The 18942-nt window shown below is 65.7% G+C and carries 13 protein-coding genes; 8 read left to right on the forward strand and 5 right to left on the reverse strand.

The genetic code is table 11. From position 1 onward, the window contains the following. Positions 1–18 precede the first annotated feature (18 nt). Both dapD and dapC read right to left on the reverse strand, forming a co-directional pair. On the reverse strand, positions 19–840 hold the full coding sequence (gene dapD / locus ACNKW1_RS00870) for a 2,3,4,5-tetrahydropyridine-2,6-dicarboxylate N-succinyltransferase (RefSeq protein ID WP_418362725.1): 822 nt from the start codon (positions 838–840) through the stop codon (positions 19–21). 14 nt (positions 841–854) lie between these two features. Then, positions 855–2048: a succinyldiaminopimelate transaminase gene (dapC, locus tag ACNKW1_RS00875; protein WP_418362726.1), complete on the reverse strand. Its 1194-nt coding sequence runs from the start codon at positions 2046–2048 to the stop codon at positions 855–857. Between the two features lie 126 nt (positions 2049–2174). Here dapC and smc point away from each other — a divergent pair, with 126 nt between their 5' ends. From smc to galU, 4 genes are read left to right on the forward strand one after another with little or no spacing between them, the layout of a single operon-like run. Beyond that, positions 2175–5723: a chromosome segregation protein SMC gene (gene smc / locus ACNKW1_RS00880; protein WP_418362727.1), complete on the forward strand. Its 3549-nt coding sequence runs from the start codon at positions 2175–2177 to the stop codon at positions 5721–5723. A 36-nt stretch (positions 5724–5759) separates the two neighbouring features. Further along, positions 5760–6863, forward strand: coding sequence for a cell division protein ZipA C-terminal FtsZ-binding domain-containing protein (locus tag ACNKW1_RS00885; RefSeq protein ID WP_418362728.1), 1104 nt, complete (start codon positions 5760–5762; stop codon positions 6861–6863). Further along, complete coding sequence (gene ligA / locus ACNKW1_RS00890; protein ID WP_418362729.1) at positions 6863–8974, forward strand: NAD-dependent DNA ligase LigA; 2112 nt, start codon at positions 6863–6865, stop codon at positions 8972–8974. The genes ACNKW1_RS00885 and ligA overlap by 1 nt, the downstream gene beginning before the upstream one ends. 50 nt (positions 8975–9024) lie before the next feature. Next, positions 9025–9927, forward strand: a complete 903-nt coding sequence (gene galU / locus ACNKW1_RS00895) for a UTP--glucose-1-phosphate uridylyltransferase GalU (RefSeq protein ID WP_418362730.1) — start codon at positions 9025–9027, stop codon at positions 9925–9927. Between the two features lie 217 nt (positions 9928–10144). Here galU and typA read toward each other — a convergent pair whose 3' ends face one another. Beyond that, a complete protein-coding gene (gene typA, locus ACNKW1_RS00900; protein ID WP_418362731.1) occupies positions 10145–11956 on the reverse strand; it encodes a translational GTPase TypA in 1812 nt (603 codons plus the stop codon). A 127-nt stretch (positions 11957–12083) separates the two neighbouring features. On the opposite strand from typA, the gene ACNKW1_RS00905 reads away from it, so the two are divergent. Beyond that, complete coding sequence (locus ACNKW1_RS00905) at positions 12084–12821, forward strand: S-methyl-5'-thioinosine phosphorylase (RefSeq protein ID WP_418362732.1); 738 nt, start codon at positions 12084–12086, stop codon at positions 12819–12821. Positions 12822–12832: 11 nt separating this feature from the next. Then, positions 12833–13339, forward strand: a complete 507-nt coding sequence (locus ACNKW1_RS00910) for a TIGR00645 family protein (RefSeq protein WP_418362733.1) — start codon at positions 12833–12835, stop codon at positions 13337–13339. A 30-nt stretch (positions 13340–13369) separates the two neighbouring features. On the opposite strand, the gene ACNKW1_RS00915 is transcribed toward ACNKW1_RS00910, so the two are convergent. After that, complete coding sequence (locus ACNKW1_RS00915) at positions 13370–15946, reverse strand: [protein-PII] uridylyltransferase (RefSeq protein WP_418362734.1); 2577 nt, start codon at positions 15944–15946, stop codon at positions 13370–13372. 23 nt (positions 15947–15969) lie between these two features. Next, positions 15970–16791, reverse strand: coding sequence for a type I methionyl aminopeptidase (map, locus tag ACNKW1_RS00920; protein ID WP_418362735.1), 822 nt, complete (start codon positions 16789–16791; stop codon positions 15970–15972). A gap of 309 nt (positions 16792–17100) precedes the next feature. Here map and rpsB point away from each other — a divergent pair, with 309 nt between their 5' ends. Both rpsB and tsf read left to right on the forward strand, forming a co-directional pair. Beyond that, positions 17101–17856 carry a 30S ribosomal protein S2 gene (gene rpsB, locus ACNKW1_RS00925; protein ID WP_418362736.1) on the forward strand — a complete coding sequence of 252 codons (756 nt, stop codon included), beginning with the start codon at positions 17101–17103 and terminating at the stop codon, positions 17854–17856. Between the two features lie 177 nt (positions 17857–18033). Beyond that, positions 18034–18936, forward strand: coding sequence for a translation elongation factor Ts (gene tsf / locus ACNKW1_RS00930; protein WP_418362737.1), 903 nt, complete (start codon positions 18034–18036; stop codon positions 18934–18936). Positions 18937–18942 lie beyond the last annotated feature (6 nt).

An 18942-nucleotide genomic window follows, 5' to 3' on the forward strand; every position in this document is an offset into this window, starting at 1 on the left:
GCGCTCCTACGGAGTGAATCAAGCGCCGCGAAGCAACTCGTTGATGCCGGTCTTGGCGCGCGTTTGGGCGTCCACCTTCTTCACGATCACCGCGCAGTACAGGCTGTACTTGCCGCAGGCCGAGGGCAGACTGCCGGGCACCACGACCGCGCCCGCCGGCACACGGCCGTAGGTGATTTCGCCGGTTTCGCGATCGTAGATCTTGGTGCTCATGCCGATATACACGCCCATCGACAGCACCGCGTTCTCCTCGATGATCACGCCTTCCACCACCTCGGAACGCGCGCCGACGAAGACGTTGTCCTCGATGATCACCGGGCCGGCCTGCACCGGTTCGAGCACGCCGCCGATGCCGACACCGCCCGACAGGTGCACGTTCTTGCCGATCTGCGCGCAGGAGCCGACCGTGGCCCAGGTGTCGACCATGGTGCCTTCATCGACGTAGGCGCCGATGTTCACATAGGACGGCATCAGCACCACGTTCCTGCCGATGAAGCTTCCCTTGCGCGCGACGGCCGGCGGCACCACGCGGAAGCCGCCTTCGCGGAACTGCTCTGGCGTGTAGTCGCCGAACTTGGTCGCCACCTTGTCGAAGAAGTTGAGGCCGCCGGCCTGTACCACCTCGTTGTCACGCAGGCGGAAGGAGATCAGCACGGCTTTCTTGATCCACTGGTTGACCACCCACTGGCCGTCCTTCTTCTCGGCCACGCGCAGCGTGCCGGCGTCCAGGCCGGCAATGACCTCTTCCACCGCATTGCGGATCTCGGCCGGGGCGGAGGCGGGCGACAGGCTGGCACGGTTTTCGAAAGCGTCGTCGATGATCGGTTGCAGAGCGTGCATGTGGGAAATCTCTCTCAGAGTGTTTTGCAGAAATCGATGATGCGCTCGGCCGCCTCGACGCACTCGTGCGTGTCGGCCACCAGCGCGATGCGCACGAAGCCGGCGCCCGGATTTACGCCATTGGCTTCGCGGGCGAGGAAGCTGCCCGGCAGGACCGTCACATTATATTCAGCCTGCAGACGGCGGGCGAACTCGGTGTCCGGGATCGGTGTGCGCACCCAGTAGTAGAAGCCGGCGTCCGGCAGCGACACCGGCAGCCAGGGCTGCAGCATGGGCGTGATGCGGGCGAACTTGTCGCGGTAGAGGCGGCGGTTCTCCTCGACATGCTCCTCGTCGTTCCACGCCACCACCGAGGCGGCCTGCACTGCCGGGTTGAGCGCGCAGCCGTGGTAGGTGCGGTACAGCAGGAAGTCCTTCAGGATCCGCGCATCGCCTGCCACGAAGCCAGAGCGCATGCCGGGCACGTTCGAGCGCTTCGACAGGCTGGAGAACATCACCACGTTGCGAAAATCCGTGCGCCCCAGGCGCCAGGCCGCCTCCAGGCCGCCGATCGGCCTGGCGTCGTCGTCGAAGTAGATCTCGGAATAGCACTCGTCGGCAGCGATCACGAAGCCGTAGCGGTCAGACAGCTCGAACAGCGTCTTCCACTCCTCGAGCTTCAGCAGCCGCCCGGTGGGGTTGCCCGGCGAACACACATAGACGAGCTGGACGTCGCGCCAGACGGCCTCGTCGATGCTGCCGAAATCCGAGCCGAAGCCGTTCTCGGGCAGGTTGTTGATGAAGATCGGCTCGGCGTTGGCGAGCAGGGCCGCCCCCTCGTAGATCTGATAGAAGGGGTTCGGGCACAGGACCTTGGCGCCGGGTTTCGTGCCATCGACCACGCATTGCGCGAAGGCGAACAGTGCCTCGCGCGTGCCCGCGACCGGGATCACCTGCGTTGCCGGGTCGATCTTCGGCAAGCCAAAGCGGCGTTCGAGCCAGTGCGCGATCGCGCCGCGCAGCGCGTCACTGCCGAGCGTGGCGGGGTAGCTCGACAGGCCGCCAAGGTTGTCGGCCAGCGTCTGGCGGATGAAGCCCGGCGTCGGGTGCTGCGGCTCGCCGATCGACAGCCGGATCGGCTTCAGGTGCGCGGGCGGCTCGATGCCTGCGAACAGCGCGCGCAGTTTCTCGAAGGGGTAGGTCTGCAGGCGGGCAAGATTCGGATTCACTTTGATACGGATCGGGTACGCGCTGGGCGCGTCCGCGCGAAGTCGGGATGGGCGGAAATGGTATCATGCGCAGCCTTTCCGACCGCCCTGCGGCGCGTTCGCGCGCGCTCTCCGCCTGGTTCCGACGTGCGTCTCTCCAAGCTCAAACTCGCCGGTTTCAAGACCTTCGTCGACCCGACCACGGTGCTTACGCCCGGCAACCTCGTCGGCGTGGTGGGACCCAATGGCTGCGGCAAGTCCAACATCATCGACGCGGTACGCTGGGTGCTGGGCGAAACGCGGGCCTCCGCGCTGCGCGGCGAGTCGATGCAGGACGTTATCTTCAACGGCTCGACGACGCGCAAGGCGGTATCGCGTGCGAGCGTGGAGCTGGTGTTCGACAATGCCGAGGGCAAGGCTGCGGGGCAGTGGTCGCGCTACGCCGAGATTTCGGTCAAGCGCGTGCTCGACCGTTCGGGCGAGTCGACCTATTACATCAACAACGTGCACGTCCGCCGCAAGGACGTCATCGACCTATTCCTCGGTACCGGCCTGGGTCCGCGCGCCTACGCGATCATCGAGCAGGGCATGATCTCTCGCATCATCGAGGCGCGCCCGGAGGAGATCCGCGGCTTCCTTGAGGAGGCGGCGGGCGTCACCAAATACCGTGAGCGGCGCAAGGAGACCGAGGGGCGGCTGCGTGACGCGCGCGACAACCTGGCCCGCCTGGACGACATCCGCATGGAGCTGGGCGAGCGCATCGGCCACCTCGAGGGGCAGGCCGAAGTGGCGGCTCGGTACCAGCAGCTCAGCGCCGTCCACACCGAGCGGCAGCAGTTGCTCTGGTTGCTCAAGCGCAACGAGGCACGTGATGCGCACGCGCGGATCGCGGCCGAGCTCGGTGAAGCCGCCCGCCGGGTCGAGCTCGACAGCGAGCGTCTGCAGAGTCTGGAGACGGCAATCGAAACCTGCCGCGACGCCCACTTCCAGGCGTCGGAGTCGGTCCATGAAGCGCAGAACGACCTGTTCGCCGTCAGCGCCGAGGTGAGCCGGCTCGAGACCGAGCTCCAGCACCTGGGCGAGGCGCGCAAGCGGCTCGAAGCGCGCATCACTCAGCTCGGGCTTGACCATGCGCACTGGCAGGCGCGCCGCGAGGGACTGGCGGGCGACCATGAGCGCTGGTCGGAACTGGCGCTCAATGCGGCGATGCGTGCGGAGCAGGCCGAGGCGCGCCATGCGGAGATCGCCGACCGTGTGCCGGAGCTTGATGCGGCACGCCAGGCGGCGGATACGACGGTCGCTGCAGCCCGCCGCGAACTGGCGCAGACCGAACAGCAGCTGCGGGTGGAGGAGGCAAACCGAGCGAGCGCCCACCGCGCGCTCGAGGCTCTGCAGCAGCGGCGCGGCCGGCTCGAGGCCGAGCGCGCTGCGATTACCGGTCCGGACGCGTGCGCATTGCTCGAGCGCGAAGCGCGGCTGGAGGCGCTGCAGGAAGCGTCCGAGCAGGCGCACCAGGAGCTGGGCGCTTTGCAGGCGCGCCTGCCGGATGCGCAGGTGGCGCTCAAGACGGCGCTCGAGCGAGAACGCGCTGCGCAGCGCAACCTCACCGAACTGCGCGCGCGGCGGGACGCGCTGGTCCAGTTGCAGGCTCGGGTGCAGGCACAGGGCAAGCTCGGGGACTGGCTCAAGCGTCACCGACTCGAGCAGCTCCCGCCGCTGTGGGAGCTCCTGCAGGTGAAGGCCGGCTGGGATGCCGCGGTCGAGGCCGTGCTGCGCGAAAGATTGTCCGCGCTGATCGCGCCCGATGAAGCAGCCGCGCGGTCCGCCGCGCACAGCCTGCTCGACGAGGCCCCGCCGGAATCGGTCGCGATCGGTCTCGGGCTGGCGCGACAGGTCGCAGATTCGCCCGCGAACGCGGTGGCCTTGGCAGGGACCGTGCCGCTCGGCACGCTGGTGACCTGCATCCGGGCAGAGCTCGCACCACTGCTGGAGGATCTGCTTGAAGGCTGCTACGCGGTCGAGGCCCTCGCCCCGTGGATTGCCCGCCATGCAGAGCTTCCCGTGGGCGTAAGGCTGGTCGGTGCGCAGGGTCAGGTGCTCACGCGCGCAAGCCTTTCGTACCATGCGCCCGACACCCGCACGCACGGCGTCATCGAGCGCCAGCGCGAGATCGAGAGTCTTGCCCATGCGCAGCAGACACTGGAGGAAGAGGCGCTGATCGCGCATGACGCGCTGCACGCGGCCGAGGCCGCGGCGAGTGATGTGCAGGAGCGCATTGGCGCGCTGCGCAAGGACGCGCAGGCGGTGCAGTCGCAGGTCCATGCCGAGCAGGTCGAGGTGCTCAAGCTCGCGCAGGCCCGCAGTCGGGCCGAAGAGCGCCGCAGCCAGCTGGTGCGCGACCTGGAGGATGTATTGCATCTCGAAGGCACCGAGCGAGAGCACCTCACGCGGGCCGAGCTGGAGCAGGCGCGCGCTGCAGAGCTGGCGGCGCTTCAGCGTGAGCGCCTGGAGGCTGCCAGCGAGATCCTGCGCGATCGGGAGCAGGCGCTGCGCGAGGCGCGCGCGCTGGAACAGTCTGCGGGCCGGGAGCTTCAGGAAGCCCGCTTCTCCGAGCGTGAGTGCGCGGGCAAGCTCGACGATATCGCCCGTAACCGGCAACTCGCAGAGGAGCAGCTTGCACGCATCGAAAGCGAAAGCCGCACCCGCGAGGCTGAGCTTGAAGCGACCGATGACCGCCGGGGTACCGAGGCCCTGCACACGGCGCTCGAACTGCGCACCCGCCGCGAGGCAGCGTTGGCCGCGCGGCGCGACGCGCTGGCCGATGCGGCCGCCGCCCTGAAGCAGGTGGAGGAGGCGCGCCTGCGCACCGAACACGAGGCTGCACCGATCCGCAGCCGCGTGGCCGAGTTGCGTCTGGCCCTGCAGGCCGCCGAGCTGTCGGTGCAGCAGTTCGAGGAGCGCCTGATCGAGGTGAAGGCGGATGAAGCCGCACTCACGCCCCTGCTTCAGGAGGGGCCAAAGGAAGGCAGTCTGCAGCGTGAGCTTGCCCGGCTTGCACGAGAGATCGCTGACCTGGGCGCGGTGAACCTGGCTGCGCTGGACGAGTTGAAGAGTGCAGCGGAACGCAAGGGCTACCTCGATGCTCAGACAGAAGACCTGCTGCAGGCGATCGACACGCTTGAAGATGCGATCCGTCGCATCGACAGGGAAACGCGCGAGCAGTTGCAGGAGACCTACAATACGGTCAATCGGCAGTTTGCGGCGCTGTTTCCGCAGCTGTTCGGCGGCGGACGGGCGGAGCTGGTGCTGACCGGCGAGGAGATTCTCGACGCGGGCATCCAGATCGTGGCGCAACCGCCGGGCAAGAAGAACGCGTCCATCCATTTGTTGTCGGGGGGCGAGAAGGCGCTGACCGCGATTGCGCTGGTGTTCTCGATGTTCCAGCTCAACCCGGCGCCCTTCTGCATGCTTGACGAGGTGGATGCGCCGCTGGACGATACGAACACCGAACGCTATGCGAACATGGTCAAGCGCATGTCATCGCAGACGCAGTTCATCTTCATCAGTCACAGCAAGATCACGATGGAGTATGCACAGCAGCTTGTGGGGGTGACGATGCAGGAACAGGGCGTTTCGCGCGTCGTGGAAGTGGATATCGAAGAGGCGCTGCGCCTGGCCGATCCGGTCGCGGCGTAGGGCATACGGGGCAAGACGGAGTCTTTCGGAAAACTCATGGACAGCGAACTTCAGATCGCGCTGGTTGCAGTCGGAATCGGCGCGGTGGTACTGGTGGTCGGCTACAACAAGTGGCAGGAGCGCAAGCACCAGCGCAACGCCGAGCGCGCCTTCAGGTCGGAGCACCGCGATGTGCTGCTCGAGCCGCGCGCCGACGCGGAGGGTGGGGGCGGGTCGGCGCGCCGGGAGCCCGGCGAGTTCCGCGTGGACAGCGAGTCGGACAACGCTGCGCGGCGCGTCAGTGAAGCGCCCTTGCGACGCAGCGTGCCTGACCTGCCGCGTCTGCTGGACGCTCGCGCAGATTGCGTGATCCGGCTCGAGACGATCGAAGCGCTGGACGTTTCGCGCGTCTGGAACGAACAGATCGCCCAGCTCGCGGGCCTGAGCAAGCCGGTGCGCTGGTTCGGCTTCAAGGACACCGAGAACCTCTGGCAGCAGCTCGGCCCTGACAGCGAAGGCACGTGCAACTGGTTCTGTGCGGCGCTCCAGCTCGTGGACCGGCATGGATCGATCGGTGAAACCGACTTCATGCGCTTTACCGGCGGCGTGCAGCGCGTGGCGGATGCCTTGATGGCGCTCCCGCCGGGTTTGCCGCCGCGGGCCGAAACCCTGAAGCACGCCGCTGAGCTCGACCGCTTCTGCGCGGATGTGGATGTGCAGATCGGCGTGAATATCGTCGCCCGCGACGGCCAGTTCGAAGGCGGTGAGATCCGGCGCCAGGCGGAACGCCTCGGCCTGACCCTGGGCGAGGATGGCTGCTTCCATGCGATCGACGGCACCAGCAGCCAGTTCATGCTTGCGAACCTCGACGCCGGGCTGTTCTCGCGCGACAACCTCGACAAGCTCGTCACGCCCGGCATCACGCTGGTGATCGACGTCCCGCGCGTCGCGCACGGCGCCCAGGTCTTCGAGCGCATGATGCACACCGCGAACGAGCTCGCGCGCGCGCTCGACGGCGATGTGGTCGATGACAACCGCGCGCCTTTCGGTACGGATGCGGCAGCGCTGATCCGGGTGCAGATCGAGCAGTTTCAGGCACGCATGGCCGAGTCCGATCTTCCCGCGGGCGGTCCGCTCGCGCAGCGCCTGTTCTCGCACTGATGGATCTCTTCGATCAGGCATCGGGCGCCAGCGAGGGCGACCCGGAAGCGCGTGCGGCCGCACTGCGGGCGGAGATCGCGCGCCACGACCACGCCTATTACGTGCTGGATGCACCGACCATTCCGGATGCGGAGTATGACCGCCTTTTCCGCGAATTGCAGGCGCTGGAGGCTGCGCATCCAGCGCTGCGCACGCCCGACTCGCCGACGGTGCGCGTGGGGGGCAAGCCGCTGGCACAGTTCCCCCCGGTGCGCCATCGCGTGCCGATGCTGTCGATCCGCACCGAGACCGACACCGAGGCGAGCGGCGCCTTCAGCTTCGACGCGCGGGTGCGGAGCGCGCTCAAGCTCGAGGATGCGGATCCGCCAGTGGAATACGCAGCCGAACTGAAGTTCGACGGCCTCGCGATCAGCCTGCGCTACGAGCAGGGCCTGCTGGTGCAGGCGGCCACGCGGGGGGATGGTGAGACCGGAGAGGATGTCACCAGCAACGTGCGCACGATGAAGGCTGTCCCCTTGCGCCTGCGCCTGCGCGGCGAGGCGCCGCCGGTGCTCGAGGTCCGTGGCGAGGTCTACATGCGCCGCGTGGATTTCGAGCGCCTGAATGCACGCCAGGCAGAGGCCGGCGAGAAGACCTTCGTCAACCCGCGCAACGCTGCCGCAGGCAGCATCCGCCAGCTCGACCCCGCCATCGCTGCGCGCCGTCCCTTGTCCTTCTACGCCTACGGCCTGGGGGATGTGGAGGGCTGGCAGGTACCCGACACCCACGCCGGCGTGCTCGACGCGATCGCCGACTTCGGGCTGCCGGTGTGCGCGCACCGTGCAGTGGTGCAGGGTGCGCAGGGGCTGGCGGATTTCCACGCCCGCATCGCCGGGTTGCGCGACAGCCTGCCCTTCGACATCGACGGCGTGGTGTACAAGGTCAACGCGCGTGCGCTGCAGCAGCAGCTGGGTTTTGTTACTCGTGAACCGCGCTGGGCGGTGGCGCACAAGTACCCGGCGCAAGAAGCGGTGACGCTGCTGCGCGATATCGAAGTGCAGGTCGGTCGCACCGGGGCGCTGACCCCTGTGGCGCGACTCGAACCCGTGTTTGTTGGCGGGGTGACGGTCACGAATGCCACCTTGCACAATCAGGACGAGATCGATCGCAAGGATGTGCGCATCGGTGACTGGGTCATCGTACGCCGTGCCGGTGACGTGATCCCCGAGGTGGTTGCGCCGGTGGTGGAGCGGCGCACGGCCGAGTTGCCACGCTTCGTACTGCTCGAGCGCTTTCCCGTCTGTCCGGTATGCGGCTCGCACGTCGTGCGAGGCGAGGATGAGGCGGTGGCGCGTTGTACCGGGGGACTGTTCTGTCCTGCGCAGCGCAAGCAGGCCTTGCTGCATTTCGCGGGGCGTCGCGCGATGGACATCGAGGGCCTCGGCGACAAGCTCGTCGATCAGCTGGTCGATGCGGCGATCGTCAAGACGCCGGTCGATCTCTACCGGCTGGGCGTGCTCGCGCTGGCCAACCTGGAGCGCATGGGCGAGAAGTCGGCGCAGAACCTGCTCGCGGCGATCGAGAAGAGCCGTGCGACGACGCTCGCGCGCTTCATCTTCGCGCTCGGCATCCGCAACGTGGGCGAGGCGACCGCACGCGATCTGGCACGGCATTTCGGCAAGCTGGACGCCCTGATGGCGGCCGACCTTGATGCCTTGCAGCGGGTGCCGGATGTGGGCCCCATCGTGGCGAATGCGATCGCCGCGTTCTTCGCCGAGCCGCATAACCGCGAGGTCATCGAGCAGCTGCGCGCTGCGGGCCTGCACTGGGAAGAGGGCGAGCCCGCCGCGGCCGCTGCGGGTGCGCTGGCCGGCAAGACCTTCGTGCTGACCGGTACGCTGCCGACGCTGACGCGGGACGAGGCCAAGGCGCTGATCGAGGCGCGCGGCGGCAAGGTCGCGGGCTCCGTCTCAAAGAAAACGCACTACGTGGTGGCCGGTGCGGAGGCCGGCTCGAAGCTCGACAAGGCGCAGGCGCTCGGGGTCGCGATCCTCGAAGAGGACGGCTTGCTGCGGCTGCTGAGCGAATCGGATACAAACGGTGGATGCGCACCGGCGCGGACGGGCGCATGATGGCGCCCGCTGCGTTGCGGCATCCTTTCAATCTGGGAGAGCAATAAGAAATGAAGAAGGTCACCAAGGCAGTGTTTCCGGTTGCCGGCATGGGTACGCGCTTCCTGCCCGCCACCAAGGCGAGCCCGAAGGAGATGCTGCCGATCGTGGACAAGCCGCTGATCCAGTACGCGGTCGAGGAGGCCGTGGCGGCGGGCATCACCGACATGATCTTCATCACCGGGCGTACCAAGCGCTCGATCGAGGACCACTTCGACAAGGCCTACGAGCTTGAGACCGAGCTCGAGGCGCGCGGCAAGAAGGAGTTGCTCGACATCGTGCGCAAGACGGTGCCGAAGGGTGTCAACTGCATCTATATCCGCCAGTCGGAAGCGCTCGGCCTTGGCCACGCGGTGATGTGCGCCAGCCATGTGGTGAGTGACGAGGCCTTTGCGGTGATCCTCGCGGACGACCTGCTCGACAACAAGGACAAGACGCCGGTACTGAAGCAGATGGTGGATGTTTACAACTATCACCGCTGTTCGGTGCTCGGCACCATGAACGTGCCCCGCGAGGAAACCCGCAGCTACGGCATCGTCAGCACAGAGTCCGACAAGGGGCAGGTGCAGCGTATGACCGGCATCGTCGAGAAGCCGAAGCCCGAGGAGGCACCGACGACGCAGGCGGTCGTCGGACGCTACATCCTGACCCCGCGCATCTTCGACCACATCCGCGCGCTGAAGCCGGGTGCCGGCGGCGAATATCAGCTCACCGACGCAATCGCCTCGCTGCTGAAGGAGGAGGCGGTGCTGGCCTATCAGTTCGACGGTGTCCGCTACGATTGTGGCTCCAAGCTCGGCTACCTGAAGGCGACGATCGAGTTCGGCCTGCGCCATCCGGAAACCGGCGCCGATTTTGCCCAGTATCTCAGTGGCCGTTTCGGAGCCGAGCCGGGCGGCGGCAAGAAGAAGTAAGCGCTCGATTTCCGTGGGTGAGGCAAGGTCTCATCTCAAGGTTTGAGCGGGCAAGCCGGCGAATGAAAGCGACTACCGCTCAAGCTTGGGTGTAGACGCAGCGGCCGCCTTGGTGCGCGGAAAAAAGAGGCCCCGGCGGGATAGTCCCGGCGGGGCCTCTGCGCCTTCGGTTCGGGTGCAGGGCTTGGGCACTGCACCCGATGGCGGGCGATCCGGCTCAGGCGGCCTTGGCCGCGCGCTTGCGGTCGGTTTCCTTGAGGTGGCGCTTGCGCAGGCGGATGTTCTTGGGCGTGATCTCGACCAGTTCGTCGTCGGCGATGAACTCGATCGCGGACTCGAGGGTGAGTGCGATCGGCGTGATCAGGCGCACGGCTTCGTCGGTGCCGGAGGCGCGCACGTTGGTGAGCTGCTTGCCCTTGATCGGGTTGACGACGAGGTCGTTGTCGCGTGTGTGGATGCCGATGATCATGCCTTCGTACAGCGCTTCGCCCGGGCTCACGAACATGCGGCCACGGTCCTGCAGGTTCCACAGCGCGTAGGCCACCGCCTCGCCGTCGTTCTGCGAGATCAGTACGCCGTTGCGGCGCTCGGCCATCGGGCCGGCCATCGGGCCGTAGTCATCGAAGACGTGGCTGGCGAGGCCGGTGCCGCGCGTCATGGTGAGGAACTCACCCTGGAAGCCGATCAGGCCGCGGGCCGGAATGCGATACTCGAGGCGCACGCGGCCCTTGCCGTCCGGTTGCATGTCCTGCAGCTCGCCACGGCGACGGCCAAGCTCTTCCATCACGCCGCCCTGGTGGTCTTCCTCAACGTCGACGGTGAGCATCTCGTAGGGCTCGCATTTCACCCCGTCGATTTCCTTGTACACCACGCGCGGGCGGCCCACAGCGAGCTCGTAGCCTTCGCGGCGCATGTTCTCGAGCAGGATGGTGAGGTGCAGTTCGCCACGGCCGGAAACCTCGAACACATCCGAGTCGCCAGTGTAGTTCACGCGCAGGGCGACGTTCTTGAGCAGTTCCTTTTCCAGACGCTCGCGGATCTGGCGGCTGGTGACGTACTTGCCTTCACGGCCGGCGAGCGGCGAGGTGTTGACCATGAAGTTCATGGTCAGCGTGGGCTCGTCGACCGCGATCGGCGTCATGCCCTCGAGGCAATCGGGGTCGCAGAGGGTAACGCCGATGTTGACCTGCTGAATGCCCGCGATCAGCACGATGTCGCCAGCTTCGGCCATCTCGGAGGGTTTGCGCTCCAGGCCTTCGAAGGTAAGGATCTGGCTGACCTTGCCCTTGCCGCGGTTCTCTTCGCCGTACATGACGACGACTTCCTGGTTGGGACGCACGCGGCCGCGCTTGATGCGGCCGATCCCGAGCTGGCCCATGTAGGTCGAGTAGTCGAGCGAGCAGACCTGGATCTGCAGCGGACCGCTGGCGTCGACTTCCGGTGCAGGCACGTGCTCGAGGATGGCCTCGAACAGCGGGCGCATGTCCTTCCGCTCATCGCCCTCGTTGATCACCGCGAAGCCATTGAGGCCCGAGGCGTAGATCACCGGGAAGTCGAGTTGCTCCTCGGTGGCGCCGAGCTTGTCGAACAGGTCGAAGGTGTGGTTGATCACCCAGTCCGGGCGCGCCCCCGGACGGTCGATCTTGTTGATGACGACGATCGGCTTCAGGCCCAGCGCAAGTGCCTTGCGGGTCACGAAGCGGGTTTGCGGCATCGGACCTTCGACCGCATCCACGAGCAGCAGCACGCTGTCGACCATCGACAGCACGCGCTCCACCTCGCCGCCGAAGTCCGCGTGGCCCGGGGTGTCGACGATGTTGATGTGGGTGTCGCCGTACTGGATTGCACAGTTCTTCGACAGGATGGTGATGCCACGTTCCTTCTCGATGTCACCCGAGTCCATGACGCGTTCTGCGACCTGCTGGTTATCGCGGAAGGTGCCGGACTGGCGCAGGAGCTGGTCGACGAGGGTGGTCTTGCCATGATCGACGTGGGCGATGATGGCGATGTTGCGAATGGCGCGGGACATGGAGGAGGGGGTGGGAAGTCTTTGAAAGGGCGAGGATTCTACCATGACGCACCGCAGCGCAACACGAAATCTCGAGGTCGCCTGTACGCATGTTAAGATCCCGCGCCCGAATCTGAGAGGTCATCGAATGCTTGCGATCATTGGCGGTAGCGGACTCACACAGCTGTCGAACATGGAGATCGAGCGCCGGGAGGTCGCACGCACGCCCTTCGGCGAGCCTTCCGGCGCGCTTGTATTCGGGCGTATGTGCGGCGACGAGGTGGTGTTTCTGGCGCGTCACGGCTACGGCCACACCATTCCGCCCCACCTCGTGAATTACCGCGCCAACATCTGGGCGCTGAAGGAAGCGGGCGTCACTGGCGTGGTGTCGGTCGCGTCGGTTGGCAGCATCCGCATCGACCTGCCACCCGGAACGCTGCTCGTGCCGCATCAGATCATCGACTACACCTGGGGGCGCGCAAGCACCTTCTTCGAAGGCGGTGACAGCTCCGTGCGCCACATCGATTTCACCCACCCCTACGATGACGCCTTGCGCCAGCGTCTGCTTGCGGCCATCCAGGCGGCAGGCGAGGCGGCCGTGGATGGGGGCGTGTATGCGACAACGCAGGGCCCGCGTCTGGAGACTGCCGCCGAGATCGATCGTTTCGAGCGCGACGGTGCGGACATCGTGGGCATGACCGGCATGCCCGAGGCCTCTCTGGCGCGGGAGCTCGATCTGCCGTATGCCGCGATCGGCGTGGTGGTCAATTATGCTGCGGGCCGTTCCGCAAGCGAGCATGGCATCCACTTCGATGACATCGAGCTCGTGCTGCAGGAATCGATGGTGCGGGTACGCAACGTACTCGAGTGCCTGTGCAAAGTGTGAGGGTGGAAAAGATGAAGCGTCTCGAAAGCGCGTTCGAGCACGTGCTGTTCACCAGCCGGTGGCTGATGGCGCCGGTTTATTTCGGCCTGGTGCTGGCGATGGTGCTGCTGCTGGTGAAGTTCACCAAAGAGCTCTATGGATTGTTCGCCCACATCTGGTCCGCGACGGGCGGAGAGCTGATCATCGGCGTGCTTTCGCTGGTGGATGTGGCGCTGATCATGAATCTGCTGGTGATCATCATCTTCAGCGGCTACGAGAACTTCGTCTCGAAGATGGAGGACCTGCACTCGCATCGTGATCGCCCCGAGTGGATGGGCCACATCGGGTTTTCCGACCTCAAGCTCAAGCTCATCGGTTCGATCGTGGCGATCTCCGGGATCGAGCTGCTCAAGGCCTTCATGAACGCGCATAACCTGACCGACCGTCAACTCGGCTGGATGGTCGGCATCCATGTGACCTTCCTGTTCTCGGGGCTGTTGTACGCCGCCATGGACAGGCTGTCGGGGAAAGGCCACTGAAGCGCGGGTGCGCGCAGGCCTCCCCACCGTTCAGATCTGCAGACGGTCGAGCAACTCGCGCTCGATCCTGAGCACCTGCGCATCCTGTGCGAGCACCTGCCCGGTGAGCAGGAAGGTGTCTTCCACGCGCTCGCCCAGGGTCGCGATCTTCGCAGTGTGCAGGCGGATGCCGTGATCGGCCAGCACCCCGGCTACGTCGAAGAGCAGGCCTGGCCGGTCGGCCGCGGTCAATGAAAGCACGTAGTGACGCCCGGCCTCGTCGGGCAGGATGCTGACCTGTGGCGTGATCGGGAAGTGCTTGACCTGACGTGACATGCGCCCGCGGGAGGGACGCTCGGGAAGGCCGGGTTTCTGCAGGCGAGCGCAGAGTTCGTGCTCGATCAGGGTGACGATGTCTCGGTACGCGGCCTGCTGGCCCGGGTCCTGGAGCATGAAGCTGTCCAGCGCGTAGCCGTGGCGCGTGGTGTGCACCTTGGCGTCCAGGATCGTGAAGCCCATGCGACCGAAGAAGCCGGTCAGGCGTACGAAGAGATCCTTCTGGTCGCGGGTGAACACCATCACCTGCACGCCATCTTCGCCCTCGGCGACGCGCGCCTTGACCACCGGCTCGTGGGCGTCGCAGCGGTAATAGAGCATGCGTGTGTGCCAGGCGATCTCTTCCGCCGAGTGGCGCATGAAGTACACCGGGTCCAGTCTGGACCAGAGCGCTTCTTCCACGCCCGGCCGCAGGCCGTGAAAACGCAGTTGCCGGCGCGCATCTTCGAGGCGGTCGTCCAGTCCGAGCGCTTCCTGCGGTGTGGCGCCGCGCAGCAGGCGCCGCGTGGCGAAGAAGAGATCTTCCAGCAGTTTGCCCTTCCAGCCGTTCCAGACCTTGGGGCTGGTGCCGCGCACATCGGCGTGGGTGAGCAGGTAGAGCGCGATCAGGCGGCGCTCATTCGCCACCGCGTCGGCAAAGCGGCGGATCACCTCCGGGTCGGACGTGTCTTCCTTTTGTGCCACGTGCGACATGGTGAGATGGTGTTCGACCAGCCACACCACCAGTTTGGTGTCTTCCTCGGTCAGGCGGTGCTGCACGCAGAACTCGCGTGCATCGGCCATGCCTAGCTTGGAGTGGTCGCCCCCGCGGCCCTTGGCGATGTCATGGAACAGCGCGGCGACATAGAGCAGCCAGTGGCGCTCGAAGCCCATGATCAAACGGGTCATCAGCGGGTACTCGTGCGCATGCTCGCCCATCGTGAAGCGGCGCATGTTGCGCAGAACCATGAGGATGTGCTGATCGACGGTATAGACGTGGAACAGGTCGTGCTGCATCTGACCGACGATGCGCCGCCACGCGGGGATGTAGCGCGAGAGGATGCCGTACTCGTTCATGCGCCGGAATGCATGCAGCACGCCGCGCTTCTGCTGCAGAATCTGCAGGAACAGCGCCTGGTTATCCGTGTTATTGCGGAATGCGGCATTGACCCGCTTGCGGTTCGACCATAGTGCACGCAGTGTGCGCGCTGTCATGCCCTTGAGCTCGGAGCGCTGCTCGAGCAGCAGGAAGCATTCGAGCAGCGCCGAGGGGTGACGTTCGAACACGTCTTCCTCGCGCAGGTCGAGCAGTTCCCGCACTGCCTGGAAGCGCGGATTGATCACGATCGCGGCGCCGCGGTCGGGGCAGATCTCGCTGCCGTAGTTCTGCAGCAGCAAGGTGTTGAGCTGCAGCACCATCTTCGCGTTGACGTAGTAGCGCTGCATCAGCACTTCGGACGCCCGCCGCACCGCGGTGGCTTCGATGCCGAGGATGCGCGCGATCTTCTCCTGGTGGTCAAAGAGCAGGCGATCCTCGGCGCGCCCCGCGAGATGATGCAGGCGGATACGGAGATGCTGCAGGAAGCGCTCAGCGTTGCGCAGCTCGCTTGCCTCGCCGCCGGTGATCAGGCGTCGGCGTGCGAGCTCCCGCCAGTTGCGCCCCAGGCCTGCGGCACGGGCGATCCAGCCCAGCATCTGGATGTCGCGCAGGCCGCCAGGACTTTCCTTGCAGTTGGGCTCAAGTGCGTAGGGCGTGTCGTTGAAACGTGCGTAACGCTGCTCCTGCTCGAGCAGCTTGGCCTTGAAGAAGGCACGCACGTCGAGGCTCTCGCGGTAGCGACGCTCGAGCAAGGCGAAGAGTTGTGCGCTGCCGGTGACTAGCCTCGCCTCCAGCAAGCTGGTCTGCACTGTGATGTCGTCGGCCGCCGTGCTCAGGCATTCCTCCACCGTACGCACAGCGTGACCGATCTCCAGCCCCATGTCCCACAAGGCGCCGACCAGGGCGGAAAGCTTGCCCTGCATGGCTGCGTCCGGCGGTTCCTGCAGCAGTATCAGTACGTCTACGTCCGAGGCCGGGAAAAGCTCCCCGCGACCATACCCGCCGACTGCGACCACCGCGGCCTCGGTGGGCATGCCGCAGGCGGTCCAGAGCGCAGCGAGCTCACGGTCGACCAGTTCGGCACGGCCCTGCAGCAGGTTCGCCGTGTGCGGGTGTTCTTCATACGCGGCGCGCAGGGCCGCCATGCCCTCGGCAATCCTCTGCCGGGCAGCGGGGATGTGGGCCGGCAGGGGGCAGGTTGTGGTGTCGTTCATTCGGCTCGGTCGCCCGGCGTCCCTTAGGCGAAGCGTTCGGCAACCAGTGCGGGTGGAGGCGGGCATTTCTCGGACAGGGTCAGCACCTCGACGCCGGTTTCGGTGACCACGACCGTGTGCTCCCACTGTGCCGAAAGGCTGCGATCCTTGGTGACGATGGTCCAGCCGTCGGGGAGCTCGGAGATCGCCGCCTTGCCAGCGTTGATCATCGGCTCGATGGTGAAGATCATGCCGGGCTTGAGCTCGGGCCCGGTGCCGGCCTTGCCGTAGTGGAGCACCTGCGGATCCTCGTGGAACTTGCGGCCGATGCCGTGACCGCAGAACTCCCGCACGACCGAGAAGCCGTTTCCTTCGGCGTGCTTCTGGATCACCGCGCCGATGTCGCCGAGTCGTCCGCCCGGTTTGACTGCGGCGATGCCGAGCCACATGCATTCGTAGGTGATCTGGCTCAGCCGGCGGGCGATGATGCTCGCAGCGTTCGCTCCGCCCACCAGGAACATGCGGCTGGTGTCGCCATGGAAGCCGTCCTTGATCACGGTGATGTCGAGGTTGACGATGTCGCCCTTTTTCAGCGCCTTGTCGCTCGGCACGCCATGGCAGACCTGGTGGTTGATCGAGGTGCAGATTGATTTTGGGTAGGGCGTGTAGCCCGGGGGTGCATAATTCAGCGGCGCGGGCACGGTCCCTTGCACGTTCACCATGTAGTCATGGCACAGGCGGTCGAGCTCTGCCGTCGTGACGCCAGTCGTGACATGGGGCTCTATATAGTCGAGTACCTCGGCTGCCAGCCGGCAGGCGACGCGCATTTTCTCGATCTCTTCTTCGGTCTTGATGACGATGCTCATTCGATGGTCTTCTGTTGCGGGGGCTGGAAGGTGTCTAGGCTAGCGCAAGCCACCCCTCCGCGGCAAACATCCATCCTGGAACATGTTGAGCGCAGCTTGCGACGCGTGCTAGTATCGCGGGCTTGTCTGCTTGGGCAGGCAAAATCCGCACGTCCTGCGGCAAAGGGGTCCGTACGGTGTGTGCCCGTCCTTGTGACGGCATGCTTCGGACGGCAGGAACTGCAGCGCCATGTTTGCGCCCGATCGGGTGCGGGCTGGTCCGGCATCCGCAGGGCGGAGGTTCAACCCTTCGAAAACTTGGAGTATCAAATGTCCGTAACGATGCGTCAGATGCTGGAAGCCGGCGTCCACTTCGGTCACCAGACCCGCTTCTGGAACCCGCGCATGGCCCCTTTCATTTTCGGCCAGCGCAACAAGATCCACATCGTCAACCTCGAGAAGACGATGGTGAAGTACAACGAAGCCATGGACTTCGTGCGCAAGCTCGCGGCCAACCGCGGCAACATCATGTTCGTCAGCACCAAGCGTCAGGCGCGCGAGATCATCGCCGAGGAAGCGCAGCGCGCCGGCATGCCCTATGTTGACGAGCGCTGGCTCGGCGGCATGCTGACCAACTTCAAGACCGTCAAGCAGTCGATCAAGCGTCTGAAGGAAGTCGAGGCGATGATGGAAGACGGCTCGATCGAGCGTCTGTCCAAGCGTGAAGCGCTGACCGTTCGCCGCGAACTCGAGAAACTGCAGAAGTCGATCGGCGGCATCAAGGAAATGGGCGGCCTGCCGGACGCGCTGTTCATCATCGACGTCGGCTACCACAAGATCGCCATCACCGAAGCGCAGAAGCTCGGGATCCCGGTCGTGGCCGTGGTCGACACGAACCACTCGCCCGAGGGTGTGGATTACATCATCCCGGGTAACGACGACTCCTCGCGTGCCATCCGTCTGTACGCCCGTGGCGTGGCCGATGCCGTGCTGCAGGGCCGCAGCCAGGTGCTGCAGGAAATCGTCGATGCCGGCGGCGACGAGTTCGTCGAGGTCGAGGAAGAAGGCACGCAAGAGCAGGCCTGATCCTCAGCGAAGGGGGCCCGAGGGGCCCCTTTTGCAATCCGGGTGGTGGGCGCGGCCGGCGACATGCCAGCTGTAACCCGTCCCGGAAAGAATTCAGGCTTCCGCGCCCGGGTCGTGTGCCCGTGCGGGGCGGTAGCCGCAACCCGAACGTCAACCCAGATACATTCAGGAGCTAGCATGGCGGAAATCACCGCAAGCATGGTCAAGGAACTGCGCGAGAAGACCGACGCGCCGATGATGGAGTGCAAGAAGGCACTGACCGAGGCCGGTGGGGACATGGCCAAAGCCGAAGAGATCCTGCGCGTCAAGCTCGGCAACAAGGCAACCAAGGCCGCGGCCCGCGTGGCTGCCGAAGGCGTGGTCGGCATCGACATCTCGGCCGATGGCAAGCTGGGCTCGATCATCGAGGTGAACTGCGAGACCGACTTCGTCGCCAAGAACGACGACTTCCTCGCGCTGGTGCAAAACTGCGCCGGTCTCGTGTCCGCGAGCAACCCCGCCGACGTCGCCGCACTGTCGGCGCTGCCGTTGGGCGAAGGGACCGTCGAATCGACCCGCAGCGCGCTGGTCGGCAAGATCGGCGAGAACATGTCGATCCGCCGTTTCACCCGCGTCGAAGCCAAGGGCCAGTTGTTCTCGTACATCCACGGCGGCGCCAAGATCGGCGTGCTGCTGGACCTGGTCGGCGGTGACGAGCAACTCGGCAAGGACATCGCGATGCACATTGCTGCGTCCAAGCCGAAGGCGCTGGACGCGTCGGGCGTTTCCCAGGATCTGATCGACGCCGAGCGCCGCATCGCGATCGAGAAAGCCCGCGCCGACAACAAGCCCGAAGCGATGCTGGAAAAGATCGCCGATGGCACGGTGCAGAAGTTCCTGAAGGACGTCACCCTGCTGGCGCAGGTGTTCGTCAAGGCCGAAGACGGCAAGCAGACCATCGAGCAGTTGCTCAAGGCCAAGGGTGCATCGGTCGCGAGCTTCGCGCTGTACCTCGTTGGCGAAGGCATCGAGAAGAAGGTCACCGACTTCGCTGCCGAGGTGGCCGAGCAGGCCGCTGCTGCCGCTGCGGCCAAGCAGTAAGGAGAT

The organism is Thauera sp. WH-2, from assembly GCF_048321015.1.
Classification (GTDB): Bacteria; Pseudomonadota; Gammaproteobacteria; order Burkholderiales; family Rhodocyclaceae; genus Thauera.